Source organism: Archangium violaceum (assembly GCF_016887565.1).
Classification (GTDB): Bacteria; Myxococcota; Myxococcia; order Myxococcales; family Myxococcaceae; genus Archangium; species Archangium violaceum_B.
This window is the reverse complement of the sequence record NZ_CP069396.1, coordinates 5,685,960-5,703,043: the sequence shown is the minus strand read 5'-3', so window position 1 is coordinate 5,703,043 and position 17,084 is coordinate 5,685,960. Positions and strand designations below refer to the sequence as shown.

The window sequence follows — 17,084 nt, the reverse complement described above, 5'->3', positions numbered from 1 at the left end:
TCACGCAATCCACCTCGTCCGCAACAAGTCCGTCATCCTGACGGTGCGGCTGACATGTCGTCCGGCACAGCAGCGGAGCCGGCTGACACGTCAGTCGACACAGAAACGTATAACGGCCTTGCAAATCTTCACGGCATTCATGGTTTTTCTGATTCATCCTTGACTCAACAGTGCGTCGAAGGTTTTCATGACCCAGACGCCGCTCCACGCCGCGCTCATTCGTGTCCCGGTGCGGCCCCGGGAAGGAAATCCATGCACTCCGTCCTGCTCGTGCCCATGTATCTGGACGCCCTCTGCCTGACGAAGAGCACAGGCATACGCGAGGCCCTGATCGATTACAGCGGCCTGCCGTTCACCTACGAGCAGGGCGGCTCACCCCAGGTCCATCCGTCGAGGGAGACGCCCAACCTCAGCGAGAACATCCTCTCGCCCCCCTTCACCAGCAGCATCCTGGAATTGCCACCCGGCATCCACCTGCACTGGGCCCTGCCCGACACGCTGACCCACAGCGACGAGGGGGACTCCGCGGGCAATCGCAAATTCCCCATCGTCCCCAACCGATGGCTCATCATCCGGCGCCGCAACGGCAACATCGAGAACCAGTGGGTCGTCGAAAGTGATTACCTCCATCCCGACCTGTCCATCCTGAGCGCTCAGCTGCCCGACGCCGTCACCGTCCCCTTCTCCCAGATCAATCCCACGAGCGGACCCTACCAACCCTTCCGCCACATGGGGCGCAAGGTTCCCCAGGCGAGCTGGACCCAGAACGACCCCAACGCCGAATACCTGAAGCAGTACGGCCTCGCGCTCACCTCCGTGGGGCCGTTCGATTGGGTGAACACGCTCGACCACATCAAGAGCTCGTTCGCCGCCTTCTACCCCAACTGCTTCAGCGTCTTCGGCTTCCGGGATGACGACCCCTCGGCGTACACGAACCCGCAGGGGCTGGCCTACGACGTCATCGGCTGGTACGGCGATCCCAGCCAGGACTTCATGGGGCTCTGGTACACCCAGAATCCCGACAAGAACGATTCACAGCAGATGGTCGAGGAGCTCAACGAGGAGCTCGACTGGAACGTGGACGTCGGGGCCCAGTCCTTTCCCGATCGCACCGTCTGCTATGCCCGCCTCACCTTCCAGAACGGGCCCAGGGACAACCCGGATGCGACCGCGCGGAATGTCTCCCTCTCCGTCGGAAACACGGGTACCGAGGCGCTCTCCGCCTATCTGGCGCAGACCCTGGCACCGGCGAACAAATCCGTCTTCGAGGAGCAGCTCGAGGCGATGCAGTTCATCAACGAGCTCGAGCAGCAGAAGCTCGACCAGCGGGCGCGGTTGTTCGAGCTGCGCCACCAGAAGGGCTTCACGGGTGTCTTCGGCGGCGTGACCTGGTCCATCCGGAGCGGCAAGCCTGGCAGCAAGAGCCGCAAGCCCGGCCTCCAGATCACCCTGCCCGACTCACTCGCCGATCAGTTGAACGAGCTCAACGAGCTGCAGGAGCAGTACGACGAGGCGCAGGAAGCCATCGGCAGCATGAGCGAGCGGCTCTTCCGTGACTGGTACAAGTACCAGATCTGCCGCCACCCCGAGGGCTTCGAGGAGGAGAAGTGGCCCGGGAACCTCGAGGACGCCTTCTGGACCGTCTTCATGAGCGGCATCCCCCCGATGCGGACGTCCATCACCCAGACGGGCCAGCTGCAATGGAGCCGGGATCCGAATACCGGCCTGCTCGACGTGCAGACGACGAGCGTCGGCTTCGGCATCGTCTCGAAGGACATCAGCTACTACAGCGACTACGAGAACGACCTGCTCCAGGGCAACCTGACCAACTCCGACACCTGGTTCGGCGAGCTCGAGAACTGCGGCATCAAGCTGTCCTCGAACGCCATCGTGGTGCAGCCGCCCGGGGGCATCTCCGGCGGGGACGAGGGCAAGGTCTGGCAGATCCAGGACGGCTCCACGACCTACCTGGTCAAGGTGGAGCAGGGCCAGATGAACCTCTACATCCCGCCGCTGCCGGATCAGCTCGCGACCCGGCTCGCACAGGCCGTCTCGAACCTGCGCACCGCCGCGACCAGCGTCTCGCCCGACTACACCCTCGGCCCCGTGCCCCACTCGCGCTACTGGCATGCGAACGAGCCCGTCGTCCTGATGGTGGGCGATACCGTGCTGCCCACCGATCGCCATGGAGAAGACGGGAGCGACAGCGACGACGGCCTCCTGCCGTGCCTGCTCCTGCCCAACGTGGACGACGCGGCGCTGCAGGACCTGCCCCACCACAGCGAGCTCGTCGACCAGATCCGCCAGCTCATGGACAACCAGCAGCCGAGCCCGGGCACGGACACGGCGGGTTTCTCCTGGTGGACCCAACAGCCATGGAACCCGGCCATCCTCGAATGGGAGGTGCAGTTCTTCCCCGACACGGTGGTGAACGGCAACTACCCCACCGACTACGTCACGAGCCGTTACACCCTGCCCCAGACCGCGGTGGACCTCTCGCCCACGCAACAGGACATCTCGAGCGACGAGCGGCCCTACCGGGGCTTCTCCCTGCTGAGCTCCCACGCGGGAGAGAAGCTCAAGCAGTGGATCGCCGACTATCTGGTGACACAGTGCGCGGTCCTGCCCCCGCCGCTCGACACCGAGCTGAAGGGCTTGACGGTGGAGCAGGCGGTCACCCTCCTGGACGCACAGGATCTGACGGCCACCCTCGCGTCCTACCAGCCCAAGGGTGACAACGATCCCATCGTGACCGCGCTGTCGTCGTACAACGCGCTCAAGACACTGCCCTGCCTGTCTCAAGCGTTGGGCGGATTCAATGATGCCCTGCTCACCCAGCAGCGCATCATGCAGCTCCCCATTGGCGACCCGACGGGCGACGATGACGACATGCAGCTCGCCCTGCAGGTCCAGGGGACCGTGCGCAATGGCCTGCTCAGCGCCCCCCTGCCCAACAACGACTTCACCCCGATCCGGAGCGGAGAGATGCGCATCTCCGCGCTGCGGCTGGTGGACACCTTTGGTCAGGTCAACGACCTCCAGGTCGATCCCTCCGCCGGGTGTGTCATCAGCTCCACCGAGCAGATGCCCCTGCGCTACCCCACCAGCGACGATTGCCGCATCCGCCTCCTGCCACGTCTGGCCCAGGCGGCGCGCGTGTCCTTCCGTTGGTTGTCCGCCGAGCCCGTGAATGGCAACGACGAGGCGGAGATGAACGCCCACCCCGCCACCTCGCCCATCTGCGGGTGGGTGTTGCCCAACAACCTCGACAACAGCCTGATGATCTACGAGGCCGATGGCGGCCTGCTGGGGCTCGTCGATTCGGAGGGGCGGTGGCGCTCGGCGCCGGGACGGCTCCACGTGATCGACGTGGCGTCCATCCAGAACCCGCACCTCCGGGCCATGGTGCAATACATGACGTCGAACCTCACGAGCGGCGAGGCATTCACCACCTCCTTCCTGTCGACGCTGGATGACGCCATCCAGAACATCAACCCGGAGGACTACGCTCAGCACAAGGCGATGGCACTGCTCGTGGGACGCCCGCTGGCCCTGGTCAGGGCCTCGGTCTCCATCGAGCTGAAGGGACAGCCCGCGCGCGACGAGGGCTGGGACCTCTTCCTGAACGAGGTCCAGGCCTATCACGAGAACGGGACGGTCACGCCCGTGACCGAGAGCCCCGACAGCATCACCCAGGCGTTCCAGGGCGTGCGCTTGCCGATCCGCATCGGCGAGTTCAGCCAGTACAACGATGGTCTGGCGGGCTATTGGCTCGAGGATGGACAGGGGGGCTACGCGGGCAACGTGTTCTACGCACCCCAGAGCGACAACGAAGGACTCGCGACCGCCTCCGGGGAGCCCCGGAGCATCCAGACGGCGAAGAACGCGCCCGTGGACGTCTTGCATGCACCCGGGGAGGCACCCAAGACGCTCGCCTTGCTGGTGGATCCGCGCGGGCGGGTCCACGCGACGAGCGGCGTCCTGCCAACGAAGGCCATCGGAGTCCCGTCGGATCAGTATGCCGGCGCCATCGCCGCGCTGGAGGTGACGTTCCTGTCCGCGCCACTCATGACCCCGCGCGCGACCTACGAACAACCACCGGACCAGCAACAACTCCAGGCCGCGCTGCCCCAGGAGGGCGGATACGCGTGGTCCTGGTTGAACAACCTGGGCGGCAACTGGCTGGAGTCAGCCAACTTCACGCCCCCCGACACGACGGCCCGCTTCGCGGGGGAGCAGCTCCTCTGCGAGGGGTGGCTGAAGCTGTCCAGCACGGAGACCAGCGGAAACGGGACTCGAGAATGACGACACCCATTCAAGCCTTCGCCTTCGACTTCTCCTGGCCATTGCAGGGGCAGGCTCAGCCTCTCGCGAACCAGATCCTCATCACGGATACGCCCAACGCGGCGGACACCGTGGCGGTGCTGATCCAGTGCCTGGCCAATCCAGGGGTGACGATCACGCTGATACCACAGACGAACCAGGTCGCGAGCGCCAGCAATTACCACTTCGAGCTCTACTTCGACCCGGGCGCGCTCGCGGGGGCCACCGGAATCAAGGTGAGTGACACGGCGCAATGGTCCTTCGCCTGCGTCCAGCACCCGACGGGCACGAACGACTCCAAGACCGGAGTGTCACTGTACCTGCTCAGCAAGAGCACGCTGCGCATCAATCCGCAGAACCCGCTGACCTTGAACGCCACGAACATCGGCGCCGCCTCGCAGGGTGGCGAGCGGTCCAGCGTGGCGACCTTCAACTGGAATGAGTCGTCCTACGTCGTGGAGTTCGACCCCCCGTCCCAGGATCTCATTCATGGGCAGGGAAACCCCTACCAACTGACCGAGCAAAGGACGTTCGACATCGTGAGTCCTCCGAGCAACGCCGCCGCGAGCCCCCTGCCCCTCTACGCGTCCTTCAGCACCCCCAACGTCGTCGCCAACGACGGCACCTCCAAGAACCTGCTGGTGGTGCGGCTGGTGAACACGGGTCAGGACGCCATCAACCTGAGCCCACAGGGCAGCGGCAGCCCCACCCAGCTCGTGCTCTTCTTCGACACGTCGAGCAGTAACAACGACCGCTGGGCACTCTCGGCCGACAGCCAGGTGCATGACATCTACCTCCCCGGAAAGGAGGACAGCTCTGGCATCGACACGAGCTGGTCCGGAAACGGGAGCTGGCAGGTCAGCGGACCCGATGACTCGAATCGTTGGACGCTCACCCCCGGGGCCGGCAAGACCAGCCTGGCCCCGGGCGAGAGCCTGGAGATCCCCATCTCCAACATCGTCACGGGGTACGCGACGGGACAGACGACGCTGCACCTGCGGTATGAGGACTTCCCGGACCATCCAGATGGGGAGGCGCAGCTGAACATCCAGAAGCTGCCCATGTTCTATCAGAACAACGTGCTCTACCGGGTGGGAGTCAACACGACGGCCCCCGAGGAGCAACTGCACGTCGCGAACGGGGGGAACCTGCGCGTCGACGGCCAGTACAAGAGCTGGGGCCCGATCGATTTCCAGCCGAACACCGACAAATCGCCGTCCGACGAGGACCTGCTCCGGCTCCGGGACATGAACGGGAACGTGGTCATGACCGGCACCAGCAACGGGAAGCTGGGTCTCGGCACGACCAGTCCGAGCGAGACGCTCGAGGTGCAGACGGGGTCGGGATCGTATGGAATCACCCACACCGACGGGAACGTCAGGCTCTCGAGCTACGTCAGCAGCACGGGAGGCTGGCTGGGGACACAGTCGAACCACAACCTCTCGTTCTACACCAACAACAGCCAGGCGCAGATGGTGCTGGACACCTCGGGAAACCTCGGCATCAACTCCGGGAGCCTCGGCATCGGTACCACGAGCCCCTCGGAAGCGCTGCACGTCTATCGCTCGGGCGCGAACGTCGCCGTCGCGATTCAGCGCGGCGATGGCGGGACCCTGAAGCTCAAGGCCCAGGACTCCCAGAACCGGATCACCTTCGACAAGAACCTGCTCTTCGACTCGGACGAGAGCGGAACGACACGCATGGCGGTGACGACCGGCGGGAACATCGGCATCGGCACGACGAGCCCTGCGGAGACGCTGCACATCTCGGGAGGGAGCCTGCGCGTCGATGGTCCGATCAAGAACTGGGGCACGATCGATCTCTACCCCAACGTCGACCAGTCACCGCCGGACGAAGACCTGTTCCGGGTGCGTGACATGAACGGGAACGCGATCCTCACCATCCAGAGCGACGGATCCATCCTGTACAAGGGCCAGAGACCCATGGCGTACCAGCTCTACATTGTCAATCAGGACAGCCCGAACATCGACACGGGTTACAACTTCAACGATTGGGTCGCCGTCATCGCCGGCGTCAATGCGAAGCTGAGTAGCAAATCCATGGAGGGTATCTGTTTCCTGCCAGGATCCCATAGCGGCAGTAATAATTGGATTCTCTCCTGCGACGTGATTGGGGGCCCCGATAGCTTCTGGAATATCCAGGCGCTCTTCATCCGGCGGGAATTCGTCAATGTCGTGAACACCTTCTCCGTCTGAGCCCGCGTCGAGGATCCCATGGCTGAACTGCGTGTCGTCTTCATGGATGCCGGACAGGGGGACTCCACGCTCGTGGTGTACCCGGACGGCTCGCTCATGCTCATCGATTGCGGCAGCACCAAATCGAAGGGTGTGGTCGCACCCGAGATCGTGAACGTCCTCAACATGTATCTCCCCGCCACACCGGGGGGAAATACCATCAAGACGCTGGTCCTCACCCACGCCGACGTGGACCACTACAACATGATCCAGGGGCTCGTCACGGCCGGCATCAACTTCCAACACGTGCTGTACGGCGGAGACGTCGCCGACTACACCGTGAACAACACCGCGAACTTCCTGCGGAGCCACCCCAGCGTCAATGCCATCTGTGGCCAGGACAATTATTCCGATCCGCCGAACACACCCAACGCGGATCTCTCCGCGCCGACCGATGGGGTCTACGTCTGGGTCCTGGCGGCGAACCACCCGAACACCGCGTACGCCGACAAGAACACGAACAGCGTCGTGCTGCTGATCCTGTACCAGGAGCTCAAGGTCTACCTCATGGGCGACGCGACGGTGGCCACCGAGAAACACATCGTCCAGCATTACTCCCTGGCGGCCTTCAGCGGCGTCCCTATTCCAGAACACCCCGCTGGCGCGACACTGCTCGATCCGATCGGTCCGGAGAATCGCGTGGCGCTCAAGGTGGGACACCACGGGAGCGCGCGCACGTCCTCGTCCCAGGCCTTCATCCAGAAAATCCTGCCCCAGATCCTCTTCATCAGCTCGGATACCCGCCCCTTCGGCGGCACGGGCCTGCCCAACTCGACGACGATCAGCAACATCGACACGTGGTCCCCACTGTCTGCCTTCAACGCCCATGACTTCGTCTTCTTCGAAGACATCAACCGGGTGTTCACCCAGCTCAACGCGCGTGAAGGGGTCTACACCACGCTCTATCAGCTCCATCCCCACCAGGAAGGCGGGAGCTACCATTACGTGATCAAGGACGACGGTTCGGTCGATCTCCAGCGGACCTAGTGAACCAGGGCGAGCGACGGGAAAGGACGCGGCGATGCAATCAATCAGCAGTCTGAAGGATCTGGCCAACCCGGACCTGCTCCCCGATCTCCTGGGCAGCGGGGTGCAGTACACCCTCCAAGCACAAGGAGGGTCGAAGACGCTCGTGCTGCGCGCCACCGGGCCCGTTCAGGGCGGGGGCAGCCTGCGGGTCGCCGTCACGGATTGCAGCGGGGTGGACCTCTCCGGCGTCTCGGCCCTCGCCCAGCTCGTCACTGGCGTGGACTTCGGCGTCATCCCCGCCCAGATTCCCCTCTCGAGCCTCCTCGGGCTGCAGAGCCTGACCGTCGTCGTCGATACCCGGCTCGCGCAGGTGGCCTCGCTGGTGGTGGAGGTCCAGTCCACGAGCCCCTGGACCCTCATCCCCGGGACGTTCGCGCTGAACGCCCTCGATATCTCCTACACGCTCGCCTATCCCTACGGCTCCTCGCCCACCCTGTCGTGCTACCTGCTGGGCAAGCTGAACCTCAATGGGATCCTGCTCGATGTCATCCTGATGCTCCCCTCGCTGGAGCTGCACTGCGAGCTCGAGGATGGCTCGGTCGTGGACCTGAAGCCCCTGCTCGATCAGCTCGTGCCGGGCCTGGGATTGCCGGGGGATTGGACGATCACCCGCCTCATCCTCGGCCTCGATCCGCGCTCCCTGGGCTGGTCCTTTCAATGTGACGTGCAGCAGAACTGGCAGCTCATCCCGGGCGTCACCCTGAACGACCTGGGGATGAACATGGCCGGCACGGGCTCGAGCCCCGGGTCCGGCGGAATCGACGCGAACTTCACCCTCGCCGGCGTCCAGCTCTTCGGCTCGGCCCAGCACCCCCAGAACGCCACGGGCTGGCTCTTCTCCGGCGGGACCCGGGGTGACCAGCAGCTCCCCGTGGGCAAGCTCATCACTGAGCTGACCAGCACCTTCGGCGTCCAGGTTCCAAACTTCGTCAACAGCCTCGTGCTGACGAACCTCCAGGCCACGGCCGACACCAGCGACGATACGTTCTCGCTGACGACCACCTGGGACACGCTCGGGCAGATCGACTTCGACTCCTATTCGAACCAGACCACCTTCGGAAAGACAGGCATCACCAGCTACACCAGCCCCTCCGGCACGTCCACGAACGTGAAGCAGCTGGTCGCCAGCGTCTCCACGAGCCTGGCGAACGTGGTTCCCGACGGGCTCTCCGTCTCGCTGGTGGATGCCGCCTTCGCGGATGTCTCGCCCCAGGGGAGCGGCAAGATGCTCTTCGAGGTGGACCTCAACTCCGGCATCGATCTGTCCGAGCTCCCGCTCATCGGTCAGTACTTCCCATCAGGCGAGACCATCAAGCTCACCTATGGCGTCTCCATCGCCTCCGCGGCCTTCGATCAGGGCGAGGTGAACGCGCTCGTCCCGCTGTTCCAACAGCAGGGCGTGAAGCTCCTGCCCCAGGCCATCGACTCAGGGCTGACCTTTCGCGGCACCATCACGATCGGGGACACGGTCCAGCAGGTGGATCTGCCCGTGAAGATGGACGACAACGGCAACGTCGTCCCGTCGACGGACACGAAGTCCGCCATCGTGGCGAGCTCGGGGGGCTCGAGCGGCGCGACGTGGTACTCGGTCCAGAAGTCCATCGGTCCGGTCCACATCGAGAAGGTGGGGATGCAGTACCAGGACGATCAGCTCTGGTTCCTGGTGAATGCCTCGCTGAGCATCGCCGGCCTGTCGGCCGCGCTCGACGGGCTGGGGGTCAGCTCACCGCTGACGAAGCTCGATCCCACCTTCCACCTCGAGGGCCTGAGCCTCGACTACAAGAACGACTGCCTCGAGATCGGTGGTTCGCTCCTGCACACGCAGGTGACCGAGAACAACCACACCTTCGATGAGTACGATGGCGAGGCCGTGGTCGAGGTCCAGGTCGAGGACAACGCGCTCGGCCTGCACGCCATCGGCTCGTACGCGGAGATCGACGGCAATCCCTCGCTGTTCCTCTACGCCGTGCTCGACATCCCCATCGGCGGTCCGCCGTTCCTGTCGGTGGAGGCCGTGTCGGCGGGCTTTGGTTGGAACCGCACGCTGATCGTTCCACCCATCGACGGCGTCGCCACCTTCCCCCTGGTCGCCGAAGCCATCTCTGGAGATCTGCCGGACATCAGCAACACCGCGAACCAGGCGGAGATCCTCCAGAACGAGCTGCTGAAGATCGACAGCTACATCCCCCCGCTCATCGGCGCGGGCTTCATCGCGGTGGGCGTGAAGTTCTCCTCCTTCAAGATGGTCGACTGCTTCGCGCTCCTGAGCGTCGACCTGGGGTCGCGCTTCGAGGTGGACCTCCTGGGCGTCGCGGATCTGTGCATCCCGCACGGGGAGGAAGTGAAGAGCCCGCTGGCCGAGCTGCGGATGCTGCTCGAGGCGAGCTTCATCCCGTCGGATGGGTTCTTCGGCGTCATCGCCGAGCTCGATCCGGCCTCGTACATCTTCGGCAAGGGCTGCCACCTGACCGGCGGCTTCGCGTTCTACGCCTGGTATTCCGGCGCGCACGCGGGCGATTTCGTCATCACCCTGGGCGGCTACCACCCCCGCTTCAACGTCCCCAGTCACTACCCCACGGTTCCTCGCCTGGGCATCAACTGGCAGATCGACGGGGACACGTTCCTCAAGGGCAGCAGCTACTTCGCGCTCTGCGCCCACGCGATGATGGCCGGCGGCAGCGCGGAGATTCATTACAAGGCCGGCTCGCTCTACTGCGACTTCAGCGCCAGCTGTGATTTCCTCATCTCCTGGCAGCCGTACTATTACGACCTCGAGGTCCGGGTCGAGATCCGCGCTGGCGTGGGATTCGTCGGGCCCGTCGACCTGGGCGTGGACGTGCACATCTGGGGGCCCGACTTCGGGGGCCACGCCAAATTCAAGATCGTCTTCGTCGGCGTCACGGTCTCGTTCGGCGATCAATCGTCGCGCTACCCGCTGGCCATCGACTGGAGCACGTTCCAGGACCAGTACATGCCCGCGGACAGCGACGTCGTGAGCATCGCGGTCAGCTCCGGCCTCGAGCGGCAGCTCACCCAGGGCTCTGACACCCTGTACGTGGTCAACCCGAAGGAGTTCGCGCTCGACACGGGCTCTTTCGTCCCGATCAAGCAGGGGCTCCGCGGGTCGAGCGGCGATACCGCGCTCCCAACGGAAGGCGCCTGCCAGGACTTCGGCATCTACGCGATGGCCGTCCATGCCGACGATCTCCAGTCCACCCACCGGATCACGATCACCTACGGCGACGAGGACGTGCCCGTCGAGAGCCACTTCGCCTTCACGCCCAGCACGCAGAAGGCGCCCAGCTCGCTGTGGGGCGTGGCCACGACGGTCTCGGGTCATTCGGACCGGATCCAGCCTCCCGGGGTCAACGATCCCCAGTTCGTCGTCGATGGGGCGACCGGTGCCGATCCGCTGAGCGGCTACCGCATCACGCCCGCGGACCCGCCGAAGGCAGGCGTGACCGCGGGAATCGACAACGAGGCGCTGCAATACGACACGATGTGCGTCAACGGCGCCTACGCCTGGACCCCCGTCCCCGCCTTCCAGGCCAACAGCGAGAATGACTCCCAGCGGAGGGACACCCTCCGCAACACGGTCGGCAAGAACGACAAGCGGAGCCAGATGCTCGCGGCCCTGGGGTTCGGCGCCGACGACATCCGGCTCGATGCCAACGCCGTCGCCGATAGCTTCATCATCGCGCCGCAGGTCCATTGAGCTGGCCGACACCAGGAGCAGACCGTCATGCCCAAGGTCGAGTTCATCCAGTACCACCAGCCCGCGATGGAGAGCGGGACCTACCGCATCCGGGTCGAGCAGGTCGTCTCGACGAAGAGCAACACGATCCCGAGTGCCCAGACCTACTCGCGCGAGGTGGCGTTCGCCGTCACCGGAGAGCGGTTCTCCACGCTCGATGCGAGCGACGTCTCGGCCGTGTTCCCGCCCGATGCAAGCCTCGGCGACCACAACAACGTGCTGGCGCACATCTCGCTCACGCGCAGCACCCTGCCCTGGGAGCGCGCTCCGGATGAGCAGGACCTCGGCCTGCCCTGGCTCGCCCTGCTGGTCCTGCGAGACTCGGATTTCCCCACGCTGGATGACAAGCCGCAGCCGCAGATCATCACCCTGTCCCAGCTCCAGAGCACTCCCGCGAGCACCGCGCGCTACCCGGCGTTCGAGCTCGAGCCCAGTCAGGCGCCGACCGACAAGGTCACCGTCATCGACGTGAAAAAGGGGCTCCTCTCCCAGCTGCTACCCCTGAAGAGTGAGCTCGCCTATCTCTCCCACGTGCGGCAGCCCTTGGACGACTCGGGCAACCTCGCGGGCGAGGAGATCGCGACGGTGATCGCCAACCGCCTGCCCCAGAATGGAGGGAGCAGCACGGCGTATCTGATCTCCCTGGAGGGGCGCTACCCGAGCGGCGGCGACACGTTCGACTTCCAGAACGCCGGGGACGACGACAAGATCCGCCTGGTCGTCCTGCGACACTTCCAGTTCTCGTGCCTCGACGACAAGCAGAGCTTCTCCCAGCTCCTCCTGAACCTGGCTCACGACACGTTCCGCCTCGCGAATTCGAGCAACGCCGATGCGAACGCGGCCCTCGCCACGGGCAGCGTGGCACTGCGCCACCGGCTGCGCGAGGGAGACAAGACCGTCTCCTGGTACCATGGGCCCTTCCGGCCGGGCCAGACGACGGACCTCCTGAACCTGCCCGTGCGCGACGCCGATGAGCTGTACCGCTACGACCAGGGCACCGGCATGTTCGACGCCTCGTACGCCGCGGCCTGGGAGCTGGGACGTCTGCTCACCCTGCGGAACCAGGGCGTGGCCCTCGCCCTGTACGACTGGAAGCAGGGCCAGGCCCAGAACATCAAGGCCGCCGAGCAGGCCGTGGAGCACCTGCCGCTGACCGCGCCCGAGACCGATTCGCAAGTACCCCCGACGATCTCCACCTGGTTCTCGGATCTCTCCCTCCTGAAGAACGTGCCCTTCAACTACCTGGTGCCGGACGAGCGGTTCCTGCCCATCGAGTCGATCCGGTTCTTCCGGGTGGATGCGCGCTGGGTGGAGTGCCTGCTGGACGGCGCGTTCAGCATCGGCCGGGTGACGGACGGCGACGTGGCGCAGGACGCGGAGAACCCCCTGGCGACGCCCTACGGGAACCTCTCGGGCTTCCTGATGCGCTCGGACGTGGTGTCGGGCTGGCCGAACCTCCTGGTGGACGGTTATTCCCAGGTCATCGACAACGCGGACTTCGTCCCCGACGCGGTGCAGCCGCTTCCGATCGTGCGCATGGAGCGGCTGTCATCGAACGTGCTCCTGTGCCTCTTCGACGGCGACGTGAGGACGGTCGACATCCACCAGAAGCCCGAGGCCATGCATTTCGGCGTGGACGCGGCCACGGGCAACCCGCCCCAGTACCACAAGACCCTGCGGGACCTGACCACCGGCGACGAGCTGTCCAATCCGCTCCCCATTCCCTGGCGGAACGAGCAGCTCGGCGTGGTCGACATCGGGAGCCTCGCGAACGCCATGAAGGGCCGGCTGGGCGGAAGTGGTTTCACCTCCGCCCAGTTCGCCCTGGAGATGATCGAGGGCGTGGAGAAGGTCCGGTTCATCAGCACGGGGAGCTGAGGGTGGTGACAGCAGTCACCAGGGCGTGACGGCAGTCACCAGATTCGCGGCCCCTCCGATGGTGACGGCGGTCACCAGGACCTGCCTCCCACAAGAGGGACTCGAGAGGGAAGTGAGCGTTGGCACACCTCCTGCTTCATGGTGGCTCGTGCTGCCGGCAAGTGGCCGCTCACTTCCACTTCGCTCCCGAGGAAACCCCGCCATGGCGCTCTCCCCCATCTCCAGGTCGCCCGTCTTCTCCCCGTCCATCCCGAGCACGACTGGCACCGAGTCGGTCTCCTCCTGCCAGGGCAAGGGCGTGTCGGCACTCCAGAGCTCGCAGCAGAGCAATCCCCTGGAGCAGTTGTTCCAGGCCGATGGATTCGACTCCCCTCTGAGCGCGACGAAGGCGGGCGGTGTGGCCGAGATGGACCAGCTGCTCAATCAGGTGGCGCAGCAGCTGGTGACCCTGTGCAAGGACCTGCTGGGCGGATTGAACGGTGACGCCACGGGTGACTCGCTGTCGATTCCTGGTGGTGAGGTGCCGGAGATTGGTGGCGTGGACAGTGGCGCCCCTGGCCTCCAGTCGCTGCTCCAGGGAGCACCCCAGGCCTCCGCCGCCCCAAGCGCGCCGGTCGCCCCCAGCGCGCCGGCCGCCCCGAGCGCCCAGGTCTCCAAGCCGGAGGGAGCCTCTTCGGCTGGCGGCCCTTCGTCCTCGAAGCAGGGCAACACGATGACCTTCACCAACGATGGCAAGTCGCCGATGACCATCAAGTTCACGCCGAACGCCGGTGACAAGGAGGTCGCCCCCGTGACGCTGCAACCCGGCAAGTCCCAGACCGTGGAGTTCCCCCAGGGCTGGTCCGGCAACTTCCGCAGCACGTCCGGCGATGGGGCCGCGGCCACGCTCGGCGAGGTCAAGTTCAACGGCGGCGGCAACCAGACCTACTACGACGTGAGCTACATCGAGGGCGACAACGCCGCCATGACCATCAAGCCGCAGAGTGGCGGCAAGCTGTCCGGCACCATGGACAACCTCCTGGCCTCCGCCCCCGATTCCGTCAAGGCCCGCAACGCCGATGGCTCCGTCTACGGCATCAAGAAGACCACCACGTCCAACGTCCAGGATCCGGGCGTCGTGGACTTCTACCGCAAGCACGTCGGCGCCGATCAGGGCTACGTCATCCCCACCGATGACCTGAGCACCCTGGGCACCTCGGATACCCACCTGGACGTCCACCTGCGCGACCTGGCTTGAGGACGTCGACGCGCGACAGGCCCCGACGTGTCAGCCACTCGCGCTGACACGTCAATCCGCTCGCGCTGACATGTCAGCCGCCCACCCATCTGCCCCTCCCAATTGGAGCGCAGTCATCGAGGAGGCCGGCACACGCATTGCTATTCGATCCGCTCACGCCTTCAACGCGCCGTCTTCAAAGGAACGAAAGCATGCTCTCGCGCTTCACCTCCTCCAGGCTCCTGCCCTGGGTGGCCTGCCTCGGGCTGGGTCTTGCCATCTCGGGTTGTGATTCGAATGACGACCCCCAGGTCGACCCCCTCGACTACACGCACCCCCTGGAGGAAGGAACCCCCATCTGCGGGCGGCCCGACTTCAACGAGATGTTCCCGTACTCGATCCGCTCCGAGAAGCTCCCGGTACTCGTCCACTACTACAAGGAGGTCGAGAAGGAGACGGCCCAGCAGGTCCTCGCCTACGTCGAGAAGGGCTGGGACTATCACGTCAACCAGCTCGGCATGCGCCCGGCCCTCACCGACAAGGGCGAGTGCGGACCGGATGACGCGTTCGACGTGTTCGTGTGGAAGGGGCACCGCAGCTGCCTCGTCAACGTCCTCTCGGGCGAGCCCTCCACCGCGTGGGATGACCGGCGCGGCTTCATGGTCGTCGATGCCTGGGGCCCCTACGGCGGCCCCGAGCTCGAGGAGACCGTCGTCCATGAGATGGCGCACGCCTCCCAGGCCGCGGATGACTGGTACGAGGCTCCGCACACCTTCGAGATGTCCGCCGTCTTCGCGGATCAGGTGTACGCGAACCGTTACATCAAGACCTACTTCGAAGACTTCCAGGCCCACCCCGATTGGGCCATCGACCGCGATGACAAGTACGAGACCTGGTACATGTATGGCTCCTCCATGTACCTGCTCTACCTGAAGGACCGCTTCTTCGGGGGCCAGCCGCAATTCCTCTCGCGCATGTGGCTCGCGTCGCGCAACCCGCCCGGCGCGGAGAATGATCAGACACTCAACGAGCCCGACTTCGCCGATGCGCTCGATGGGATGCTCGCGGAGAAGAGCTCCAGCTACGTCGAGACCGTCCCCGAGTTCTCGCGCTGGCGCTGGTACACGGGAGACCACGTCGACGACCGCCACTTCCGTCACTTCAAGGACGGGCTGGACAACCTCAAGGCCGCGAAGCTCTCGCTGGCCGCCCAGCAGGAGGCCACGCCGGGCAGGATCAGCATCCCCGAGGAGAACGCCCCGATGATGCTGGGCACCAGCTACATCGAGCTGTCGGCCGGCGCGGGCACCCCGCAGACCGTCTACGTGTCCCTCGAGGCCCCGGACGCCGCGCAGCGCCGCTTCGTCGTCCAGGCCGTGCCCGGGCTGACGCCTGATTCCGACGGGGAGATCCTGGACCTCTCGTCGGGCCCGAAGCAGCTGAGGTTCGCGGCCGATCAGCGCCGGACGATCATCGTGACCGCCCTGCCGACGGGTCCGTATGATCCGGATCTCCGCGACGAGACCCGGTATCCCTTCTCCATCGTCGTCTCGGACAAGCCGTAGACCCCAGGGGCGCGTCACTCCACCCGGATGACGACCTTGCCGAAGTGCGCTCCGCTCTTGAGGTACTCGAAGGCGGCGCGCGCCTCGGTGAACGGGAAGACGCGGTCCACCACCGGGCGCACGCCGTGCAGCGTCAGCGCCCGGTTGAGCGCCTCGAAGGACTGGCGGTGGCCCACCAGGATGCCCTGCACGCGCAGGTTCCCCATGAGGATGGGCGTGACGGGCACCGCGCCCACGCCACCGCTGAGCACGCCGATCACGGACACCGTGCCTCCAACCCGCACGGCGCGCAGCGACTTCTCCAGGGTGCCGGCGCCACCCACCTCCACCACGTGGTCCACGCCCGTGCCGCCGGTGAGCGCCCGCGCCGCCTTGTCCCAATCCGGGGTCGTCACGTAGTTGATGCCCTCGTGTGCGCCCAGCGCGCGGGCCCGCTCCAGCTTGTCGTCACGGCTGGAGGTGAGGATGACGCGCGCCCCCATCATCCGGGCGATCTGCAGCGCGAAGATGGAGACGCCACCCGTCCCCTGCAGCAGCACGGTGTCACCCGCCTTGAGCCCTCCGTGCGTGACGAGCGCGCTCCACGCGGTGACGGCCGCGCACGGCAGCGTGGCGGCATCCTCGTCCGACAGGTGAGCGGGCGTGGGCACCACCCCCTCCTCGTGGAGGATCATCGTGTCCGCGAGCGCGCCATCCAGCGGTCCTCCCAGCGTGCTGCCCTGCGCCGCGCGCGAGGGCTCTCCCGCGAGCCACGCCTGCGCGAAGATGCCCATCACCCGATCCCCCGGCTTCACCCGGGTGACGCCCTGCCCCACCGCCTCCACCACGCCCGCCCCGTCCGAGTTGGGGACCAGGGGCAGCTTCTGCTTCGAGTTGTAGCGCCCCTCCACCATCATCAGGTCGCGGTAGTTGAGGCTCGTGGCCTTCACCCGCACCCGCACCTGGAAAGGGCCCGGCTCCGGGTCCGGCCGCTCAACAGGCACCAGCTTGTCCAATCCGAATCCGCCGCGAATCTCGTAGGCTTTCATGGCGCCCGGTTCTAGCGCGCCCGGCCCGCTCGGGGA

8 protein-coding genes are annotated in these 17,084 nt (G+C 65.7%); 7 read left to right on the top strand and 1 reads right to left on the bottom strand.

Features of this window, described 5'->3' with window-relative positions:
- Positions 1-252: 252 nt before the first annotated feature.
- The 7 genes from JRI60_RS23330 (at position 253) to JRI60_RS23300 (ending at position 16,020) form a co-directional block, all read left to right on the top strand.
- Positions 253-4,305, top strand: coding sequence for a hypothetical protein (locus JRI60_RS23330; RefSeq protein WP_204228092.1), 4,053 nt, complete (start codon positions 253-255; stop codon positions 4,303-4,305).
- Positions 4,302-6,539, top strand: a complete 2,238-nt coding sequence (locus JRI60_RS23325) for a hypothetical protein (RefSeq protein ID WP_204228091.1) — start codon at positions 4,302-4,304, stop codon at positions 6,537-6,539. The genes JRI60_RS23330 and JRI60_RS23325 overlap by 4 nt, the downstream gene beginning before the upstream one ends.
- Before the next feature lie 18 nt (positions 6,540-6,557).
- Positions 6,558-7,565 carry a ComEC/Rec2 family competence protein gene (locus JRI60_RS23320; protein ID WP_204228090.1) on the top strand — a complete coding sequence of 336 codons (1,008 nt, stop codon included), beginning with the start codon at positions 6,558-6,560 and terminating at the stop codon, positions 7,563-7,565.
- A gap of 34 nt (positions 7,566-7,599) precedes the next feature.
- Complete coding sequence (locus JRI60_RS23315) at positions 7,600-11,322, top strand: DUF6603 domain-containing protein (RefSeq protein ID WP_204228086.1); 3,723 nt, start codon at positions 7,600-7,602, stop codon at positions 11,320-11,322.
- Positions 11,323-11,349: 27 nt separating this feature from the next.
- On the top strand, positions 11,350-13,239 hold the full coding sequence (locus JRI60_RS23310; protein WP_204228085.1) for a hypothetical protein: 1,890 nt from the start codon (positions 11,350-11,352) through the stop codon (positions 13,237-13,239).
- 202 nt (positions 13,240-13,441) lie between these two features.
- Positions 13,442-14,476, top strand: a complete 1,035-nt coding sequence (locus tag JRI60_RS23305) for a hypothetical protein (protein WP_204228083.1) — start codon at positions 13,442-13,444, stop codon at positions 14,474-14,476.
- Between the two features lie 191 nt (positions 14,477-14,667).
- Positions 14,668-16,020 (top strand): hypothetical protein, encoded by a 1,353-nt coding sequence (locus JRI60_RS23300; RefSeq protein ID WP_239470679.1) that lies wholly within the window; start codon positions 14,668-14,670, stop codon positions 16,018-16,020.
- A gap of 14 nt (positions 16,021-16,034) precedes the next feature.
- On the opposite strand, the gene JRI60_RS23295 is transcribed toward JRI60_RS23300, so the two are convergent.
- On the bottom strand, positions 16,035-17,048 hold the full coding sequence (locus JRI60_RS23295; RefSeq protein WP_204228081.1) for a zinc-dependent alcohol dehydrogenase family protein: 1,014 nt from the start codon (positions 17,046-17,048) through the stop codon (positions 16,035-16,037).
- Positions 17,049-17,084 lie beyond the last annotated feature (36 nt).

Coding starts and splice junctions, on each gene's coding strand:
- JRI60_RS23330 (WP_204228092.1), top strand. CDS start 253: ATGCACTCCGTCCTGCTCGTGCCCATGTATCTGGACGCCCTCTGCCTG.
- JRI60_RS23325 (WP_204228091.1), top strand. CDS start 4,302: ATGACGACACCCATTCAAGCCTTCGCCTTCGACTTCTCCTGGCCATTG.
- JRI60_RS23320 (WP_204228090.1), top strand. CDS start 6,558: ATGGCTGAACTGCGTGTCGTCTTCATGGATGCCGGACAGGGGGACTCC.
- JRI60_RS23315 (WP_204228086.1), top strand. CDS start 7,600: ATGCAATCAATCAGCAGTCTGAAGGATCTGGCCAACCCGGACCTGCTC.
- JRI60_RS23310 (WP_204228085.1), top strand. CDS start 11,350: ATGCCCAAGGTCGAGTTCATCCAGTACCACCAGCCCGCGATGGAGAGC.
- JRI60_RS23305 (WP_204228083.1), top strand. CDS start 13,442: ATGGCGCTCTCCCCCATCTCCAGGTCGCCCGTCTTCTCCCCGTCCATC.
- JRI60_RS23300 (WP_239470679.1), top strand. CDS start 14,668: ATGCTCTCGCGCTTCACCTCCTCCAGGCTCCTGCCCTGGGTGGCCTGC.
- JRI60_RS23295 (WP_204228081.1), bottom strand. CDS start 17,048: ATGAAAGCCTACGAGATTCGCGGCGGATTCGGATTGGACAAGCTGGTG.